The organism is Streptomyces sp. bgisy130, assembly GCF_057708345.1.
This window is the reverse complement of record NZ_JBYISA010000002.1, coordinates 457920-474974: the sequence shown is the minus strand read 5'-3', so window position 1 is coordinate 474974 and position 17055 is coordinate 457920. Positions and strand designations below refer to the sequence as shown.

At 70.7% G+C, this 17055-nt stretch carries 11 protein-coding genes; 8 read left to right on the top strand and 3 right to left on the bottom strand.

Annotation, left to right across the window (positions count from 1 at the left end; genetic code table 11):
• Positions 1-16: 16 nt before the first annotated feature.
• Together AC3EUV_RS04835 and AC3EUV_RS04830 are read left to right on the top strand one after the other, a co-directional pair.
• Positions 17-2380 (top strand): ATP-binding SpoIIE family protein phosphatase, encoded by a 2364-nt coding sequence (locus AC3EUV_RS04835; protein ID WP_435602234.1) that lies wholly within the window; start codon positions 17-19, stop codon positions 2378-2380.
• A complete protein-coding gene (locus AC3EUV_RS04830; protein ID WP_435602233.1) occupies positions 2377-3354 on the top strand; it encodes a LacI family DNA-binding transcriptional regulator in 978 nt (325 codons plus the stop codon). Before AC3EUV_RS04835 ends, AC3EUV_RS04830 begins: the two co-directional genes overlap by 4 nt.
• A 27-nt stretch (positions 3355-3381) precedes the next feature.
• Here AC3EUV_RS04830 and AC3EUV_RS04825 read toward each other — a convergent pair whose 3' ends face one another.
• Positions 3382-6666, bottom strand: coding sequence for a DEAD/DEAH box helicase (locus AC3EUV_RS04825; RefSeq protein ID WP_435602232.1), 3285 nt, complete (start codon positions 6664-6666; stop codon positions 3382-3384).
• A gap of 164 nt (positions 6667-6830) precedes the next feature.
• Here AC3EUV_RS04825 and AC3EUV_RS04820 point away from each other — a divergent pair, with 164 nt between their 5' ends.
• Genes AC3EUV_RS04820 through AC3EUV_RS04810 form a run of 3 tightly spaced genes read left to right on the top strand, consistent with a single transcriptional unit; the run spans position 6831 to position 11644 of the window.
• On the top strand, positions 6831-7319 hold the full coding sequence (locus AC3EUV_RS04820; RefSeq protein ID WP_432142184.1) for a hypothetical protein: 489 nt from the start codon (positions 6831-6833) through the stop codon (positions 7317-7319).
• Positions 7316-10438, top strand: a complete 3123-nt coding sequence (locus AC3EUV_RS04815) for a tetratricopeptide repeat protein (RefSeq protein WP_435602231.1) — start codon at positions 7316-7318, stop codon at positions 10436-10438. The genes AC3EUV_RS04820 and AC3EUV_RS04815 overlap by 4 nt, the downstream gene beginning before the upstream one ends.
• 24 nt (positions 10439-10462) lie before the next feature.
• The gene (locus tag AC3EUV_RS04810; RefSeq protein WP_432142182.1) at positions 10463-11644 is read left to right on the top strand and encodes an acyl-CoA dehydrogenase family protein; all 1182 of its coding nucleotides are present in this window, start codon (positions 10463-10465) and stop codon (positions 11642-11644) included.
• A gap of 71 nt (positions 11645-11715) precedes the next feature.
• Here the strand turns inward: AC3EUV_RS04810 and AC3EUV_RS04805 are convergent, their stop codons facing one another.
• Positions 11716-12696, bottom strand: a complete 981-nt coding sequence (locus tag AC3EUV_RS04805) for an AraC family transcriptional regulator (RefSeq protein WP_432142181.1) — start codon at positions 12694-12696, stop codon at positions 11716-11718.
• A 544-nt stretch (positions 12697-13240) separates the two neighbouring features.
• Between AC3EUV_RS04805 and AC3EUV_RS04800 the strand changes: the two genes are divergently transcribed.
• Together AC3EUV_RS04800 and AC3EUV_RS04795 are read left to right on the top strand one after the other, a co-directional pair.
• Positions 13241-14461 carry a styrene monooxygenase/indole monooxygenase family protein gene (locus AC3EUV_RS04800; protein WP_432142180.1) on the top strand — a complete coding sequence of 407 codons (1221 nt, stop codon included), beginning with the start codon at positions 13241-13243 and terminating at the stop codon, positions 14459-14461.
• 78 nt (positions 14462-14539) lie between these two features.
• Positions 14540-16264: a flavin reductase gene (locus AC3EUV_RS04795; protein WP_432142179.1), complete on the top strand. Its 1725-nt coding sequence runs from the start codon at positions 14540-14542 to the stop codon at positions 16262-16264.
• A 127-nt stretch (positions 16265-16391) separates the two neighbouring features.
• Here AC3EUV_RS04795 and AC3EUV_RS04790 read toward each other — a convergent pair whose 3' ends face one another.
• Complete coding sequence (locus tag AC3EUV_RS04790) at positions 16392-16700, bottom strand: hypothetical protein (protein WP_435602230.1); 309 nt, start codon at positions 16698-16700, stop codon at positions 16392-16394.
• A gap of 194 nt (positions 16701-16894) precedes the next feature.
• Between AC3EUV_RS04790 and AC3EUV_RS04785 the strand changes: the two genes are divergently transcribed.
• Positions 16895-17020 carry a hypothetical protein gene (locus AC3EUV_RS04785; protein ID WP_432142177.1) on the top strand — a complete coding sequence of 42 codons (126 nt, stop codon included), beginning with the start codon at positions 16895-16897 and terminating at the stop codon, positions 17018-17020.
• Positions 17021-17055 lie beyond the last annotated feature (35 nt).

Sequence of the window (17055 nt, the reverse complement as noted above, 5' to 3'; positions counted from 1 at the left end):
GCCTCACGATGTCCCCATGGCCATCATCAGCGTGGGGGGCATGGTCACAGGGTGGAGTGCTGGGGCCCGGAAACTGCTGGGCTATCGCCCCCCGGAGATCGTCGGACACCCCGTCTCGGACCTCCTGATCAACGGGGAGTACCCCGAGGTGGCCGGGGCCTGCCTGGCCGACGCCCGGGAGTGGAGCGGCACAGCGGCAGTCCGCCACCGGGATGGCCACCGCGTCGATCTGCCCCTGCGCCTTCATCCCACATTCCGTGACGACGGAACGACCCAGGCGTTCGTCGTGACCGCCACTGCGGGGACGGGCGAGGCGGAGTCCGACCGACGGATGGTGGAGTGGGCGTTCGCCCAGTCCTCCATTGCGCTCTCCACCTACAGCACCACGTCACGCTCATGGCAGTGGAACGCCGTCGCTGTCGAATCCAGGCAGGGGCAGGCGGGTGAGGCGGGCAGCTGGCCCTACTCGGACCTGCTGGGCGGCGGCCGCTTCGACGAGGGGTTTTTGCGATGTGTCCGCCGGGTCGCCGAGGAGGCCAGGCCAAGCCGCTATGAGCACCTTGCCCCAGCTGCGCCGTCCGCTCACCGGCGTGCCTGGACCATCGAGATGTGGCCCGTCCGGAGCCCCGACACCGGTCGGGTGGCCGGTGTCGGGGCTGCGGCGTTCGACAGTACCGAGCAGGTTGCCGCACGGCAGCGCCTGGCCTTGCTGAACGAAGCGGGCAGCCGTTTCGGAGCCACCCTGAATGTGAGGCGCACGGTTCAGGAACTCGCCCACCTGGCCGTTCCGCGGTTCGCCGACTCCGTCACCGTGGACCTGCTGGACTCCGTGACCCGCGGGAAGGAACCGCCGCCCGGTCCGGCCGACGCCACCGTGGCGTTGCGTCGGGTCGCGCAGCAGACCGCCGACGGGGTTCCCGAAGCCGACACCGAGATCGGCGAGGTCGACACCTATCCTCCGCACTCACCCCCCGCACACGCCCTGACGAGCGGTCGAACAGTGCTGTGCGGAACAGACGACCCCGACTTCACCCGTTGGATCGCGGCCGGCGTGGGGGGATCGGGTGCCGCGGCGGAGCACGGATTCCACTCGGTCATGGCTACCCCTCTGCGAGCGCGGGGCTTGACTCTCGGGGTCGTGGTCTTCGCCCGCGCAGCAGGCTCGAACCCCTACGCGCAGGACGATCTGCTCCTCGCCGAGGAGCTCGCAAGCCGGGCGGCCGGCAGTGTGGACAACGCGGGTCGTGTCTCCCGGGAACGCGCCAATGCCCTGACCTTCCAGCGCAGTTTGCTGCCCCGTCACTTCCCCAAGCAGGCGGCCGTCGAGGTGGCGCACCGCTATCTGCCGATCGGCAGGGGCGCCGAAGTGGGCGGCGACTGGTTCGACGTGGTCCCGCTGTCGGGCACTCGCGTAGCCCTGGTCGTCGGCGATGTGGTCGGCCACGGCATCCATGCCTCGGCCGCCATGGGCCGACTGCGTACAGCGGTGCGCACGCTCGCCGGAGTCGACCTGCCCCCGGACGAACTGCTCACCCACCTTGACGAACTGGTCACCCACCTGACCTCGGACAGCGACGACCGGAACGAGCCCGACCCCGGTCAGATCGGCGCTACGTGCCTCTACGCGGTCTACGACCCGGTATCCCGCATCTGCACCATGGCCAGCGCAGGCCATGTCCCACCCGTCGTGCTCTTCCCCGACGGCACGGCCCGGGTGGTCCAACTCACCCCGGGGCCGATTCTGGGAGTCGGCGGCCTGCCCTTCGAGCCCACCGAGCTGGAACTTCCCGAAGGAAGCCTGCTCTCCCTCTACACCGACGGCCTGATAGAAGCCCGCGGCCACGATCTCGGTGTCGGCCTCGAACGACTCTGCGGAGCCCTGGCTTCCGCCGAACCCTCGCTGAACGTCACCTGCGACATCATCCTCAGAGCCCTGCTGCCCGAGAGCCCCGCCGACGACGTGGCTCTGCTCCTGGCGCGCACCCGTGCCCTGCACACCGATCAGGTCGCCGCCTGGTCGCTGCCGTCAGATCCCGCCATCGTGGCCGATGCCCGTGCGCAGGCCTCCCGTCAGCTGGCGACCTGGGGGCTCAGCGACGCAGCGTCCATCACCGAGTTGGTGGTGAGCGAACTGGTCACCAACGCCATCCGCTACGGGGACGCCCCCATCGGGCTGCGGCTGATCCGGGACCGGACCCTGATCTGCGAGGTCTCCGACGCCAGCAGTACCTCCCCGCATCTACGCCGTGCCCGCACCTACGACGAAGGGGGACGAGGACTGCACATGGTGACCCAGCTGACCCAGGGCTGGGGAACCCGCCAGACCCCCACCGGCAAGACCATCTGGGCCGAACAACGTCTCCCGGCCGGCGGACCATGACGGAGCACTCGGTCAACCTGGCGACAGGACACGGCGTCCGGACCCAAAGTGGTGCTGCGGCCCGCGACCTGACACATACGCTCGCACTGCTCTACCCGCCGTCCGGCGCCAACCGGGACTACCCGCCGGTGCAGCTCGCCTTCGTCGGCGGGGTGGCGGAAACCGCCACCAGATACGGCTATGACCTGCTGCTCACGCCCTGTAAGTCGGGGAAGGACCCCGCATTCCGGCGGATGGTCGGTGAACGGCGCGTGGACGGAGTGATCGTGATGGAGGTCCGCCGGGAGGACGACCGCATCCAGCATCTGACGGAAGCGGCCTTCCCCTTCGTCGCCATCGGCCGGAACAGCGGAACCGACGGGGTCGGCTGGGTTGACCTCGACTTCGCCGGCCTGGCAAACGGATGCGTTCGGCACCTGGCCGAACTGGGCCACCACAGGATCGCCTTCGTCAACAAGTCGGAGCAGATCGTCAACAGCGGGTACGGGTACGCGCTGCTCGGGAGCGAGGGCTACACCCAGGCGATGCAGGAGATGGGACTGACCGCGCGTGCGTACCCCAGCCGCGACGATGTCGGCGCCGGGGAGGACGTCGTGGAACGGATCTTGCAGGACGATCCGGCCACCACGTCCCTGGTCGTCATGAACGAAGCCGCCCTGGAGGGCATCTACCGCGGGCTGACCCGGCACGGCCGCAGCGTACCGCGCGACTTCTCGGTCGTCGGCGTGGCGGCCAGCCGCTGGGCGGAACAGGTGACCCCGCCGCTGACCGCGGCTGAGATACCGGCCAAGGAGATGAGCCGGATCGGCGTCGACCTGATGGTGGAGCGGCTCACCTCACCTGCCTCGGCACCCCGGCATGTCCTGCTGAAACCGCTGATCACGCTGCGCGCCAGCACCGGTCCCTGCCGGCCGGTTCTCGATTCGGAGCCGGAGCTGGAGCTGGAGGCGGAATTCCCTGACCTGGACTTCTGACCCTCCGGCCGCCCGGCTGCGCCTCCCTCAGGCCAAGCCGCTGTACGCGGCCAACCAGCCCGTGGCCACGTGGTCGCTCCGCGTGAAGACGACCGCGCCACGGTGGCCGCCCTCCGGGTCGTCCGGTGCCGGGCGCGGGTAGGGGAATTCGACCGGGGCGCGCTCGGCCGGGTGAAACTCCACCGACGTACCGTCCCACAGCCGGACGGTCGCGCCACCCGGGCAGCCGTGGACCAGGACACCGTCCTGGCCCGGGGTCAGGATCGCGCCCGTCGTGCGCTCCGCGAGGAGTTGCCGGTAGCGCTGGGTGGGCAGGGCGCAGCCGTTGGGTGGCGTGGTGCCCGGCCAGTCGGGGGCGCCTATGCCGCGCTTGCGGGCGGCGCGCCACATCTGCGGCACGAGCCGGCCGGCGAGCGGCGCGGTGGCCATCTGCTCGCAGATCCACAACAGACGCCCGGCGCCGCGGCGCGGGCCGAGTTCCCGCCAGCGGATCCGGGCGGCCAGGTCGGCTGCGACGACGGCGGCCCAGGGGTGCACCGTGCCGAGCGGGCCCTGCGCGCCGAGCCAGGCCAGGTAGCGCTGGGACTCCTCGTAGATCCCGGTGAGGCTCTCGGCGGGAATGCCGAGGACGTACGGGGAGCGGTTGCGGAACACTTTGGGGCTGTTCGCGACCAGGAGCAGCACCGCCCGCGCCAGGTCCCCGGCGACAACCGGTTCGTCTGCCGGCCGTGCCGGGGCGCCATCCGCCTCCGGGTCCGGGTCCGGGGGGTTCAGGTGGCCGCCGTTGCGCAGCACCCGCAGCAGCACGGCGCGGGCCCGGTCGGTGAACTGCGCCTGCTCCAGGTTCGGCAGGTGCGCGGCAAGCAGCTTGGCGAGCAACTGCTCGGCCGCGTCCGGGTCTTGGGGCACGGGGACGGCGCGCAGCGCGTCGGACAGCTCGTCGGCGAGGTCCGTGGCGAGCATGAAGCGGCTGGTGAGGGTGCCGAGCTCGGTGGCCACAAGGGTGTCGTCGTGCTCAAGGCCGGGGCTGCGGCGCAGGTAGCGGGCTTCGGTGAGGAAGTCGATGGCGTCGTACAGCGGGTCGAAGCTCTCGTTGCCCTGGTGGTAGGAGAGGGTGCGGGTCCACCAGTTCTCGGCCTCGCGGAGCGTGCGCACGCGGCCCTGCACCGCCTCGGCCAGCAGGTGGTCGGGCAGGCGTTCGCGGATGCGGGAGCGCACGGTGTAGCCGGCGGCCAGACGGGCCTGCCACTCGGGCCGGTCGGTGCCGTCGGTGAGGAGGAAGGCCCAGCCCTCGCGCTCCCCGGCGCCGACGCGCCCGGCACGGCCGAACATCTGCTGGACCATGGAGACTTCGACGCGGCTCATGCCGATCTCGGTGTCACGTACCACGACGGCGCGGGCGGGCAGGTTGACCCCGGCCGCCACGGTGGACGTCGCGACCAGGGCGTTTGCCTCGCGGTTCCGGAACGCCTGTTCAGCCTCGCGCTTGTAGGGCCAGTCCCGGTAGTGGATGCGCACGCCCGTCAGCGAGCAGAGCCGCTCGACGGCTTCCGGGTCGTCCTTGTCGACGCCCTTGGTGCGGGCCCCGCGCTCCTCGGCGAGGGCGAGCGCGGTCATGCGCACGCCGCGCTTGCTGCCGCAGAACACCAGGGCGCTGCCGCCCTCGTCGGCGATGGTGCGGACCTGGCGGACGGCGGCACGGGTGCGGGCAGCAGCCCTGGCGCCCCGGTCGCTGTTGGTGGACGCGGCGGGGACCGGTATCTGCCAGATCAACCGGGTGGGCCGCCAAGTGGTGCGCACAAGGCGGGCGCCGAGCCAGTCGGCGACCTCGTCGGCATTGGCGACCGTTGCGGACAGGCCGACGACGCGCACCTGCCCGGTGTCCTCTCCGACGCGAGCAAGCAGGGCCTCCAGGACGGGGCCGCGGCCGGGGTCGCCGAGCAGGTGGACCTCGTCGACGACCAGGCAGCCGACGTCGGCAAGGGCGTCGCGCAGCGAGCCGGTGCGGCAGATGGCCTCGAACTTCTCGGTGGTGGCGACCCAGATGTCGGCCTTGCGGATCAGCTCGGCGTCGACGGCGTACTCGCCGGTGAGACGCACCACGCTGAGTCCGTTGCTGCGCCACAGGTCGAGTTCATGGTCAAGTTCATCGGTCAGGGAGCGCTGCGGCACGAGCCAGGCGGCCTTGCGGCCCTGCGCGTTGGCCTTGAGAGCGGCGACCATGCCGATCGGGGTCTTGCCCGCACCGGTCGGGGCGACAACCAGGACGTTCCCGTCGTCCGCGAGGATGGCCGGGACGGCGTCGGCCTGCGCCGGATTGAACGTCGGGTACTTCAGGAACCGCGACCAACCCGACGGCACCAGATCTGCCACCGGGACGTAGGCGCCGTCGGCGTCCTCGGGCAGCTCCTCCAGGGCGTCCCACTGGAGCGCGAACGCGTCACGGGCGGCATGGGCGCCGGGACCGGCGACCGGGGCGGCAGGCAGCGGCCCCTGGCGGACCGGCCACGCGACGAGGCCGGTGCGGTCGCCCAAGTCGCTGACGGTGCCGACAACTTCTGACTCCTGCCAGTGCCGTGCACAGCGGTACGGAATGTCCTCGTCGGTCAGGTACGCGCGCAGAGCGTCGAATTCCGGGCCGTCCGGCATGATGACGCGGATGTCCTCGGCCGCGTCGATGGCCGCGAGGTGTGGCCGCCAGTGCGGATCGGTCACCTTGCACCAGTAAAGGAGCCGCAGTTCAGGATCGGTCGGCAACGGCAGGTCGGCGGGCCAACTGGGCCCGGGAGAGCCCAGGTTGGAGGCGATGATGCGCGCGGAGCCGGGCGCAGGTCGGAGGGTTACGCCGGGAGAGGTATGGATCGGCGAGACGGTCAGGCCGCTGGGCGCGTCACCTGTGGGGCACGGGCCGAGCAGCATCTCCCAGGCATCGTCGGCATCGCTGCCGGGCTTCGGGGTCGCGCCGGGAGCGGCTGCGGGGGCCGTTGCCCGCCCGCTGTGGCCCATGAGTTTGTCGTAGGTCTTCACGCCGAGATCCGCGAGGGCATAGGCAGCGGGGCAACGCGGGCAGACGACGGCGACGTAGCGATAGACGCGCCCCCGGGACTCGTACGGTCTGCGCAGAGAGTGCAGTTCGCCACCGCAGGCGGGGCAGCTGCGCGGTACCTTCTCCTCGTAGCTCCAGCCCGGCTCCTCGAATCGGGCCGGCAGCGGATCGGTCAGGCGAACCCCCCATCGCGTCCGGACCAGGTCCGGCACGGAATCCCCCGACGCGGCCGCTCCGTCCTGCTTTCCCCCATCAGCCGTGCGCATGAACCAACTCTGACACAGGAGCCACCGTAGAGCGAGTGATCGCTCACCCGTTGTGAGAACGGCCAGCACAACCCCCGGATTCCGGCTGGATATTCTACGGTCGTCGGTGCGGGCGCGGCGCATGGAGTGACGCAACGTCAACGGTGCCCGCAGAGGGAGGAATTGTGCTCGACGAACTCGTGATGGCCGGCGGTACGGCAGTGGTCGGAGCCATGGCCACCGACTCCTGGATGCTCGCCCGCACCCGCGTCGCGGAGCTGTTCCGGCGCCGTGGCGGCGTGGAACGGCAGCAGGCGATCGAGGGCCAACTCGACAGCAACGCCCAACTCGTGGCGGAGGCCGAAGACGGCGACCAGGTGCGGCAGACGCTCCTTCCGCTGTGGCAGCTCGAGCTGCGCTCGCTGCTGCGGCGCGACCCGGCTGCGGCCGAGGAGCTGCGGGCCCTGATCGAGGAGGTTCGGCCCACCGGGAACAGCGAGTCGAAGTGGGTGCAGGACGTCGTCGTACGGGACAACGCAAAGGCGTTCCTGGTACAGGGCGGAAACATCGTCAACCACCACCACGGCACCGAGTCAGCTCCGGGCCGTACCGCCGAACCGCCGCAGGGGGAAAGGAAGGTTGAGGGCGAAGGTACCGCCGGGTCCACTCGGTGACAGCAGCTGACGAGGGCACCCAGACGGGCCGCCGAGCCGCCACTGGCGGCGGTGGCGCACCGCTGCCCGGCCCCACCGCAGCGGCGACCGTCCACCAGGCGATCCGTGTGGAGAGCGGCTTCGGGTACGGCGTCGTAGGCGCCGACCTGCACGTCTTCCCGGATCGTGGGCCCGTCTACCTGCTCGGCGAGCACCGCAGCGCGGCCCCCGCGCCGGACGACACCTGGCTGCTTCACCAGCCCAGCAGGATGCTCAACGCCCGTTACCGGCTGGTCGACTTCACCGGCCGGGAGCGGGAGCGCGCCGAGCTCGCCGCCTGGCGGGACACCCCCGGGCCGCGGCTCTCGGCGACCTGGCTGCACGGCCCCGGCGGGCACGGAAAGAGCCGCCTCGCCGACGAGTTCGCCGCCGAGAGCGCCGCCGCGGGCTGGAAGGTCATCACGGCCACGCACGGCCCGGGAGCCGTCCTGGACGCGGGCCAGGAGAGCGGCCCGGACCTGCGCCCCGACGGGGCTCGTGGCCTGCTCCTCGTGGTCGACTACGCGGACCGCTGGCCTGTCTCGCACCTCACCTGGCTGTTCAGCAACCGGGTGCTCACCGGCTCCCTGCCGACCCGGCTGCTGCTGCTCGCCCGCTCGTCCACCGCCTGGCCCGCCGTGCGCTCCGCCCTGGAGGACGTCATGGCCGAGACGCGGGACCAGGAGCTGAGCCCGCTGGGCGCCCCCGGCGGCGACCCGCAGGCCCGGTCGGCCATGTTCGCCGCGGCCCGGGACTGCTTCGCTGCCCGGTACGGCGTGCCCGACCCGGCCGTGATCGCACAGCCGAAGGATCTGGAGCGCCCCGAGTTCGGGCTCGTCCTCGCAGTGCACATGGCCGCCCTGGTTGCCGTCGACGCCCACGTACGCGGCCAGCAGGCCCCGAACGACCTGGCCGGCCTCTCCGCGTACCTCCTGAACCGGGAGCGACGACACTGGACCCGGCTGTGGGAGAACCGCCTGGAGGGACTGGACTTCAGCACCGCGCCGAGCGACATGAACCGCGTCGTTTTCACGGCCGCCCTCACCGGGGCCGTGTCACCGGGGGACGGCAGTGCCCTGCTCACGGGGATCGGCCTGGAGCAGCCCTTGCGGCTGCTCACCGACCACGCCACTTGCTACCCGGCGACGGAGCCGGGCGCCGTCCTCGAACCGCTCTACCCGGACCGGCTCGCCGAGGACTTCCTCGCCCTCAGCCTCGACGGGCACCGCGTGACCGGCTATCCAGCCGCCCCCTGGGCCGCACCGACAGCGCGCACGCTCAGCGCCCGCGCCCCGGACGGTACGGTTCCGCCGTCGGTCACGCGCGGCCTGACGTTCCTGGCCGCCGCGGCGGCACCGGGTCGCTGGCCGCACCTCGCCGGGCACCTGGAGCAGATCCTGCGGCAGGACCCGTCGGTGGCGGTCGCCGCGGGCAGCGCGGCCCTCACGGCGCTCGCCGAGACCACCCTTCCGCCCTCCGTACTCGCCTCCGTGGAGACCTGCTTCCCGGAGTTCGGGCAGCCCGACCTGGACGCGGGCATCGCGACGTTCACTGCCCGGCTGGTCGCCGAACGCCTCCCCCACACCGCCGACCCCGCCGAGCGCGGCCGCCTGCACCAGGGCCTCGGCTTCCGGCTCGGCCGGGCGGGGCGGGCACAAGAGGCGCTGGCCGCGGACGAGGAGGGGGTGCGCTGCTTCCGGAAGGCGGCGGCTGCCGGTACGCACCCGGCTGGTTCTCGGTCTCCCTCCTCTTCCCGTGCCGCATTCGCCTCCACAACGCCGCACGTATCCCCGACCGCGACCCTGGCGACCGCGCTGCTGCACCTGTCCCAGCACGCCTTCGACGCCGACGCCCCCGACCGCGCACTGCACGCGGCCGAGGAGGCGGCCGCGCTCTTCCAGGACTTGGCCGTAGCGGACCCAGCGGCCCACGAGCCCGGCCTCGCCCTGGCCCTCGCGCAGGTGGGTCAGGGGCTGGCTGCGGCCGGATACCCCGACCGGGCGATGGCTCCCACGGAGCAAGCGGTCGGGATCTTCTGGCGTCTGACGGTGACCCAACCGGACCAGTACGAGACCGGCCTCGCGCTCGCCCTCAACAACCTCGGCATCTTCTCCTGGCAGCTGCGCCGCCTCCCGGACGCCGTGGCCGCGCAGGCGCGAGCCATCGAGTTCGCCCGGCGCGGCCTGGCGGCCGGCCCGCCCGCCGGGTCGCTCCTCGCCCGCGCGTTCGTACTCGACGAATCCGGGCTGGCGCAGTGCCTGGGCAACCTGTCCTTCCTGCTGTGGGCATCGCGGCGCAGGGAGGAGGCAGTCACCGCGCTGGAGGAGGCGGTCGCCACCGCCCGACGGCTGGCCGCGGTGGCGCCCGCCGCGCAGGAGCCCGTCCTGGCCGACCTCGCCTCGCGGCTCGCCACCTATCTGGGGAGGCTACAGCGGTGGCGGGAGGCCCTCACCCTGGCCGACGAGGCGGCCGGCATCACCGCACGGCTCGCGGCGGCCGACCCGGTCCGGTACGAGAGCGACCACGCGAAGGTCCTGCGCCAGTCGGCCCAGGCCCGGCTCGGCGCCGAGGGCAGCCTCGACGCCGCACGCCGGGACGCCGACCTGTCCGTAGCGATCTACCGGCGGCTGGCGGCCGAGGACCCGGAGTACCACCGGGCCCTCGAAGAGTCCGTGGAAACCCAGGAGTTGGTGCGGTCCGCGGGCAGCAACGGCCATACCACGCCGGCGACACGCTGGACCTCGGAGGAGCACTGGGTGAACCTCCTGAACCAGGACGAGGTCTGGCAGGACGTTCGGGACCGCCGCCACCGACTGGACGAGATGCCCCCGTCCTACTGCGGCAACGTCCTGCGCTTCATCCGTAAACAGGCCGACCCGCTCATCGAGTTGCTCGCCGACGGACTCGATGTGACGCCGGAGGCCCTCGGCCTGACCGACCGCGACGACGCGGCGTCCTGGCTGGACCGCCAGCCCCTGATCGTCGCCCTGACCCGGCGCGCCAGGGGCGAGTCGGCCCGGCCCGAAATCTGCCACTGCGGTTACCCGGTGGCCCCGAACTGGCACCACGACCACTGCTATCCGGGCATCGTCGTGGACTGAACTGATAGCGAGGAGAAACCCTCTATGGCGGTCTCGATCGGATTGCATGTCAGCCCGGAATTTCCCGCGATGCTGGAGCGAATTGACGCACTCGGCGGGGCGCTTGAGGCGGACGCGGACGCGGCCGAGAAACGCGGCAGACTCACCGAGGACACCGCGCGGGCATTGCTGGGTGCCGGGGTCGTGGGGGCCGCACTGCCGCAGAGCCTCGGCGGCTACGAGTTCTCCCCACGCCAATTGATGGCGACAGTCGAGCGGGTCAGCCACCACGATTCGTCGGCCGGTTGGACGATGATGGCGCTTCAATTGATGACCGGCACCACTGCGGCCTATCTCGATGCCGTTGCGGCGGCCGACTTGTTCCCGGATGTCGCGGGTGGGGACCACGCGTTATTGGCCGGGCACGGCACCCGGCCCGGCCGGGCCGTCCCGGTGGAGGGCGGCTATCTGGTGAGCGGCAGTTGGCAGTTCGCCTCCGGTATGGCGCACGCCACCCATATCCACAGTGCGATCCAGGTCGAGGGCACCGGGGAGCTGCGGGTGCTGGCGATGCCGAAGTCGCAGGTGGAACTCGTCGACAACTGGGATGTGCTCGGGCTGCGTGCGACGCACAGCATTGATTACCACTGCGCCGATGAGTTTGTCGCGGCGACGTACACGTATCTCGCCACGACGACGAACCCGGCCAACGGCGGCGCGATCTACCGCCTCGGATTGGTCAACATGTCCGCAATCGGACACACCGGTTGGGCGTTCGGTGTCGGGCGGCGCCTGCTCGATGAACTGAAGCTGGTCGCCGCGGCCAAATCCGGCACACGTAACGCCGCCGTCGACACCACGCAGTTCCACGCGGAGTACGCGACCGCCGAAGCCAGGCTTCGTTCGGCACGGGCGTGGGCGATGGAGGTATGGCGAGGTATCGAAGACACCCTGGATGCCGGTGAGTTGCTCAGTACCGAGCAGGACACGCTGCTCAGGCTGGCGCTCAATCACGCGACGTGGACCGTGCAGGAGGTGGGTCAGACGGTGCACCGATGGGCTGGGACGGCGGCGATCCGGCGCGGGCCGATCGACCGGTTTCTGCGTGGTCTCGGCACAGGTACCCAGCACATCACCTCAAGCCCCACGGTCCTACAGAACTGCGGGAAATGGCTCAGCGGCGCCCAACCCCAAGCGCACTGGGAATTTCTCGACTTGATGCCGTGACCACCAGGTCGGCGAGTGCGCACCGGCACGAAAGGGAGCCGGCGTTCACCCGGCTCCCACCGAATCTCGTCCTATGACCGCAAGGTCTCCGAAGGCGACTCCCCGAACTGTTGGCGGTACGCGAGGGAGAAACGGCCCGGGTGCAGGAAGCCCCAGCGGGAGGCGACGGCGGTGACGGTCGTGGCGCCCGGGTCGGAGGCCAGGAGTTCCCTGCGTACACGGTCCAGGCGGACCTCGCGCAGGTACGCGAGCGGTGTCGTATCGAGGTGCCGGCGGAAACCTTCCTGAAGGGCCCGTACGCCGACGCCGACGCATTCCGCGATCTCCGCGACCGTGAGCGGCTCGGCGGCGTGTCCCTCGATGACCTCCATGGCGCGGCGGACCGCGGGCGGTGCGACGCGCGGCTGCTCGCCCAGCAGCGCCGACGTGTAGTTGTGGGGCTGGGCCATCAACAGCTGAGTCATGAGGAGTGATTCAAGCTGTTTTGTGACGAGGGGCTGGCTTGTCATCCCACCAGGCCCCTCCGCCTCCCGGCGCATGAGGTCGACGATGTTGAGCCAGGACCGGGAGCCCGGTGTGGTGAGGTTCATGCCGAGCGAGAAGAAGATCGGGCGGCGCACGGCGCGGCCGAGCAAACTGCCCAGGTGCGATTCCAGCGACGATCGGTCGAACCACACGATCAGCTGCGGATTGCCGTCACCCCAGCGCATGTCCAACTTTCCGGTCGGAGAAGGGACAGAAGCGAGCTCCGGGGAGGAAATGATCTCCTCGCGGCCGCAGGTGATTTCGGCGTAACCGGCAAGCGGGATCTGGACGAGGAAAAAGCTCTCCAGATCGCCCGGTGTAATCCGGACTTCCGTTCCGTAATCGAGGTAATAGAGACCTGTCCGATCGAAGGGTACGCCGTGCAGCCGGGCGTCGAGCGTCGCCGAGCGCCGCACGATGCGCAGCTCATGCGGACAGAAGGCGCGGCCGACCTCGGCCCGCGCCTCCCAAATGTCCGCTGTATGGAACCGCTGGTGATTTGCGAGGGGGGACTTTTCAGCGGGCATATAAACCTCCACCGCCGAGATGCGCGATCGGGACAGCAACCCGCGTGATCCGGATAGCGGAGGTGATCTTGCCATACCAAGATTGACGCCTGACCGCCGCGCACCCGAGAGAATCCTGGGAATCAACAATGCAGGGAGTGCCGGGCCGGACTGCGCTCGTCAGAGGCGGAGTCACGCCCAGCGGACAGCCCGTCGCCTGCGCGCTGCGCTTATTACGCGTGACCGACGCGGCGAGGGCCGCCGAGGCCGCACCCCCGCACGTCGCGGCACCCTTGCCGCTGCTGCCCGGGCTCGCCGATTCGGCCGGGCCCCTCTAGCCGGCCGGGTTACCCGGGACCCCTCCCCCGGTCCTACGGGCGACCCGGCCTTCCGCGGCTGTCCGCCGGCCCCCTCAGGCGGGCAGCCGCATTCCACACAACCGCCGTCCACCGGTAGACGCCGCCATGTGCCGAAACGCTGCACAGCGCACGGCGCTGCAAGGCACTGCACGGCACCGCACGGCACCGCTCAAAATCCGCACGACCCAACCCCCGGAGATCCCCTCATGCACAAGATCACCATCGTCGGAGCCGGCCAGGCCGGCCTCCAGCTCGGCATCGGCCTGATCGACCACGGCTTTGACGTCACCCTCGTCTCCAACCGCACCGGAGACCAGATCCGCGAGGGCCGGGTCATGTCCAGCCAGGCCATGTTCGGCACCGCGCTGGCCCACGAGCGCAACCTCGGCCTCGACTTCTGGGGCGACGCCTGCCCGTCGATCGACGGTCTCGGTGTGAGCATCGCCGACGGCCAGGGCGGCCGGGCGCTCTCCTTCGACGCCCGCCTCGATGCCACCGCCCGCTCCATCGACCAGCGCGTCAAAATGCCCCTCTGGATGGGCGAGTTCGCGCGCCGCGGCGGCCGTCTGGAACTCTGCGAGGCCGGCATCGAGGACCTGGAGCGCTACGCCGCCGAGTCCGACCTGGTGATCGTCGCGGCCGGCAAGGGCGAGATCGCGGGGCTGTTCGAGCGGGACGCCAGGCGTTCCCCGTACGACGCTCCGCAGCGCGCGCTGGCCCTGGCGTACGTCACCGGCATGGCACCGCTGCCCGACCGCCCCGGCGTCAGCTTCAACGTCATCCCCGGTGTGGGTGAGTACTTCACCATGCCCAGCCTCACCACCAGCGGCCCCTGCGACATCATGTTCTTCGAGGGCATCCCGGGCGGCCCGCTCGACTGCTTCGACGGGCTCACCCCCCACCAGCAGCTGGCGAAGTTCCAGGAGCTGCTGCGGACGTACGTTCCGTGGGAGGCCGAGCGCTGCACCGATGTCACGCTCACCGACGGGAACGGCACCCTCGCGGGCCGCTTCGCGCCGACCGTCCGCAAGCCCGTCGCCACGCTGCCCTCCGGCGCGCAGGTGCTCGGCCTCGCCGACGTCGTCGTCCTCAACGACCCGATCACCGGCCAGGGGTCCAACAACGCCTCGAAGTGCGCGGCCTCCTACCTCGCCACCATCCTGGACCACGGCGAGCGCCCGTACGACGCCGCGTTCATGGAGCTGGCCTTCGGCCGCTTCTGGGACAACGCGCAGTCCGCCACGGCCTGGACCAACGCGATGCTCGGCGCCCCGCCGCAGCACGTCCTGGAGCTCTTCGGCGCGGCGAGCGCCAACTCCCGTATCGCCGCCCGCTTCGTCAACGGCTTCGACGACCCGCGCGACCTCTTCCACTGGTTCATGGACCCGGTCGCCGCAAAGAACTACCTGACCGAGGTCAGTTCCTAAAGCACTATCAGGAACAGTCGGCAACAACCTGACGGGCACGTCAGTGGTACGTACGTAACGAGAGCAGGACAGCAGGACATGAGAAGGATCGCGGTGGTCGGCGCCGGGCAGGCGGGTGCCCAACTCGCCCTGGGACTCCAGGCGCACGGCTATGACGTCACCCTGGTCACCGACCGCGACCCCGACGAGATTCGTCGCGGCCCGGTCATGTCCAGCCAGTGCATGTTCGACACCGCGCTCCAGAGCGAGCGCGAACTCGGCCTGCACCACTGGGAGGGCCAGGCCCCGGACATCTCCGGCATCGCGTTCTCTCTCATCGGTCCGCACGGCACTCCGGACGTCTCCTGGCGCGCGCCGCTGGAGGGCCCTGCCCACTCCGTCGACCAGCGGGTCAAGTGTGCCGCCTGGATCGAGCAGTTCGCGGACGGCGGCCGCGGCGAGATCGTGCGGCACGAGGCGGGCGTGAACGACCTCGAATGGTACGCCCGTACGCACGATCTCGTCGTGGTCTCCACGGGCAAGGGCGAGCTCAGCCAACTCTTCCCGCGCAACTCCGAACTCTCCCCGTACGACCGGCCGCGCCGCGCGCTTGCCCTGACGTACGTCACGGGAACGGCACCGCGGGAGGGGGAGGCCGCCATCCACTACCGCATGGTCCCCGGCATCGGCGAGTACTTCTCCTTCCCAGCCCTCACCACCACCGGCCCCTGCGACATCATGGTCTTCGAGGGCGTCCCCGGCGGCCCGATGGACTGCTGGGACGACATCCGCACGCCTGAGGGCCACCTCACCCGCTCACTGGAAATCCTCCACCGGTTCTTCCCCGACGAATACGAGCGCTACCGGCACGCCCGGCTCACCGACAGCGGCGGCGTATTGCGCGGCAGGATCACGCCGACCGTCCGGCACCCCGTCGCCCGCCTGACCTCCGGCCGGCACGTCCTCGGCATGGCCGACGCCGTCGTCCTCAACGACCCGATCACCGGCCAGGGGTCCAACAATGCGGCCCAGGCCGCGTCCCACTACCTCGACAGCATCCTCCGCCACGGCACCGCCGAATTCACCCCGCAATGGATGCAGCGCACCTTCGACAACTTCTGGCGCGGCTGGGCCCAATGGGCCGTCGGCTGGACCAACTCACTCCTGACGGAGCTGAGTCCGCACCACCGCGACATCCTGTCCGCGGCGGCCGAGATCCCCTCCGTCGCCGGCGCCCTCGCCGCTGGATTCGACGACCCGCGCACCCTCTACCGCTGGTGGTTCGAGGAGGCCGAGGCACACCGCTTCCTCGCCGAGAAGCGCGAACGGCACGCCGCCCGCTTCGACGGCCGCGAACTACGCCGCGCGCTGGGTCAGTACGCCACCGGCGTGACCGTGGTGACGGCCCGCGCCCCCGACGGCCGCAACGTCGGCATGACCGCGAACTCCTTCACCTCCGTCTCGATGGACCCGCCCCTCGTCCTGTGGTGCCCCGGCAAAAGCAGCCCGAGCCTCCCGGACTTCACCGACGCCTCGCACTTCGCCGTTCACGTACTGGCCGCCGACCAGCACCACCTCTCCCGCCAGTTCGCCACCCCGGCCGACGACAAATTCCGCGGCACCCCCACCACCCCCGGCATCGCCGGCACCCCCCTCCTGGACGGCGCGGTCGCCCGCTTCCAATGCCGCACCGTCCAACGCCTCGACGCCGGCGACCACATCATCTTCCTCGGCGAGGTCGAACAGTACGAGGCCGACGGCGGTACCCCTCTCGTGTTCCACTCGGGGTACTACCAGGTGGCGACGAAGCATCCAGATCTGTGAACGCGCATTGCCTATCGGCCGGGCACCCTCCGGCTCACGCAGGGACGCGGGGCTGAGCCGCACACAGGTGGATGCCAACTGGTGAAGCTCCTTCACGTCACACTTCGCGAGGCACGCCGGTTCATGATTACCGGGATGTGCCGCCGGGCAGCAGGGTGATCGTGGCATGCGCGGCGTCCGGGTCGCCGTCGTAGATGCACGTAAGCAGGCCGGCCTCGCTGAGTTGCGCCAAGGCAGCGGTGAGGCTCTCGGGGGACGTGCGCAGGGCGAGTGCGGCGGGGTGCACCGGGAGGCTGATGATGTGCGCCGTGGCGCGTCCCAGAGCAGGGGCGGCGGTGGCAAGATCCGCGAGGAAAGCGGCCAGCCCTCCCCCTTCGAGAGCCGAGTGGGCCTTCACCACCCATGGAGCCAGCCAGTCGTCGGCCAACGGCGTCACCGGTACCACTCCTTACTCAGCGGGGGATTGAGAGCAGCGTGGCCCGGATGACCGACGCGACGCACCGCGCGGGCGGCCGAATGGGTGACCGCCTTCGGTCCGCCGAGGAGAAGCGGCAGGTGACCGCAGAGGTAAAACAACCCTATTGCCCCTAATTCTCGCTGGGTATCGCGGGATGCCGGATATTCGCATGGATGGGTGAGGGAGCCCTGCGGACCGTGTACGTGGTCCGTTTCTGCCGGGGCGGAGCCGCGCGGCACGAGGTGCACGCCACCCGGTTCCTCGCCCCGGCCCTGGCGGTGAACGGGGACGAAGGATGAGGAACGCATGGTTGAGCTGGCGTCAGGGCGCATGG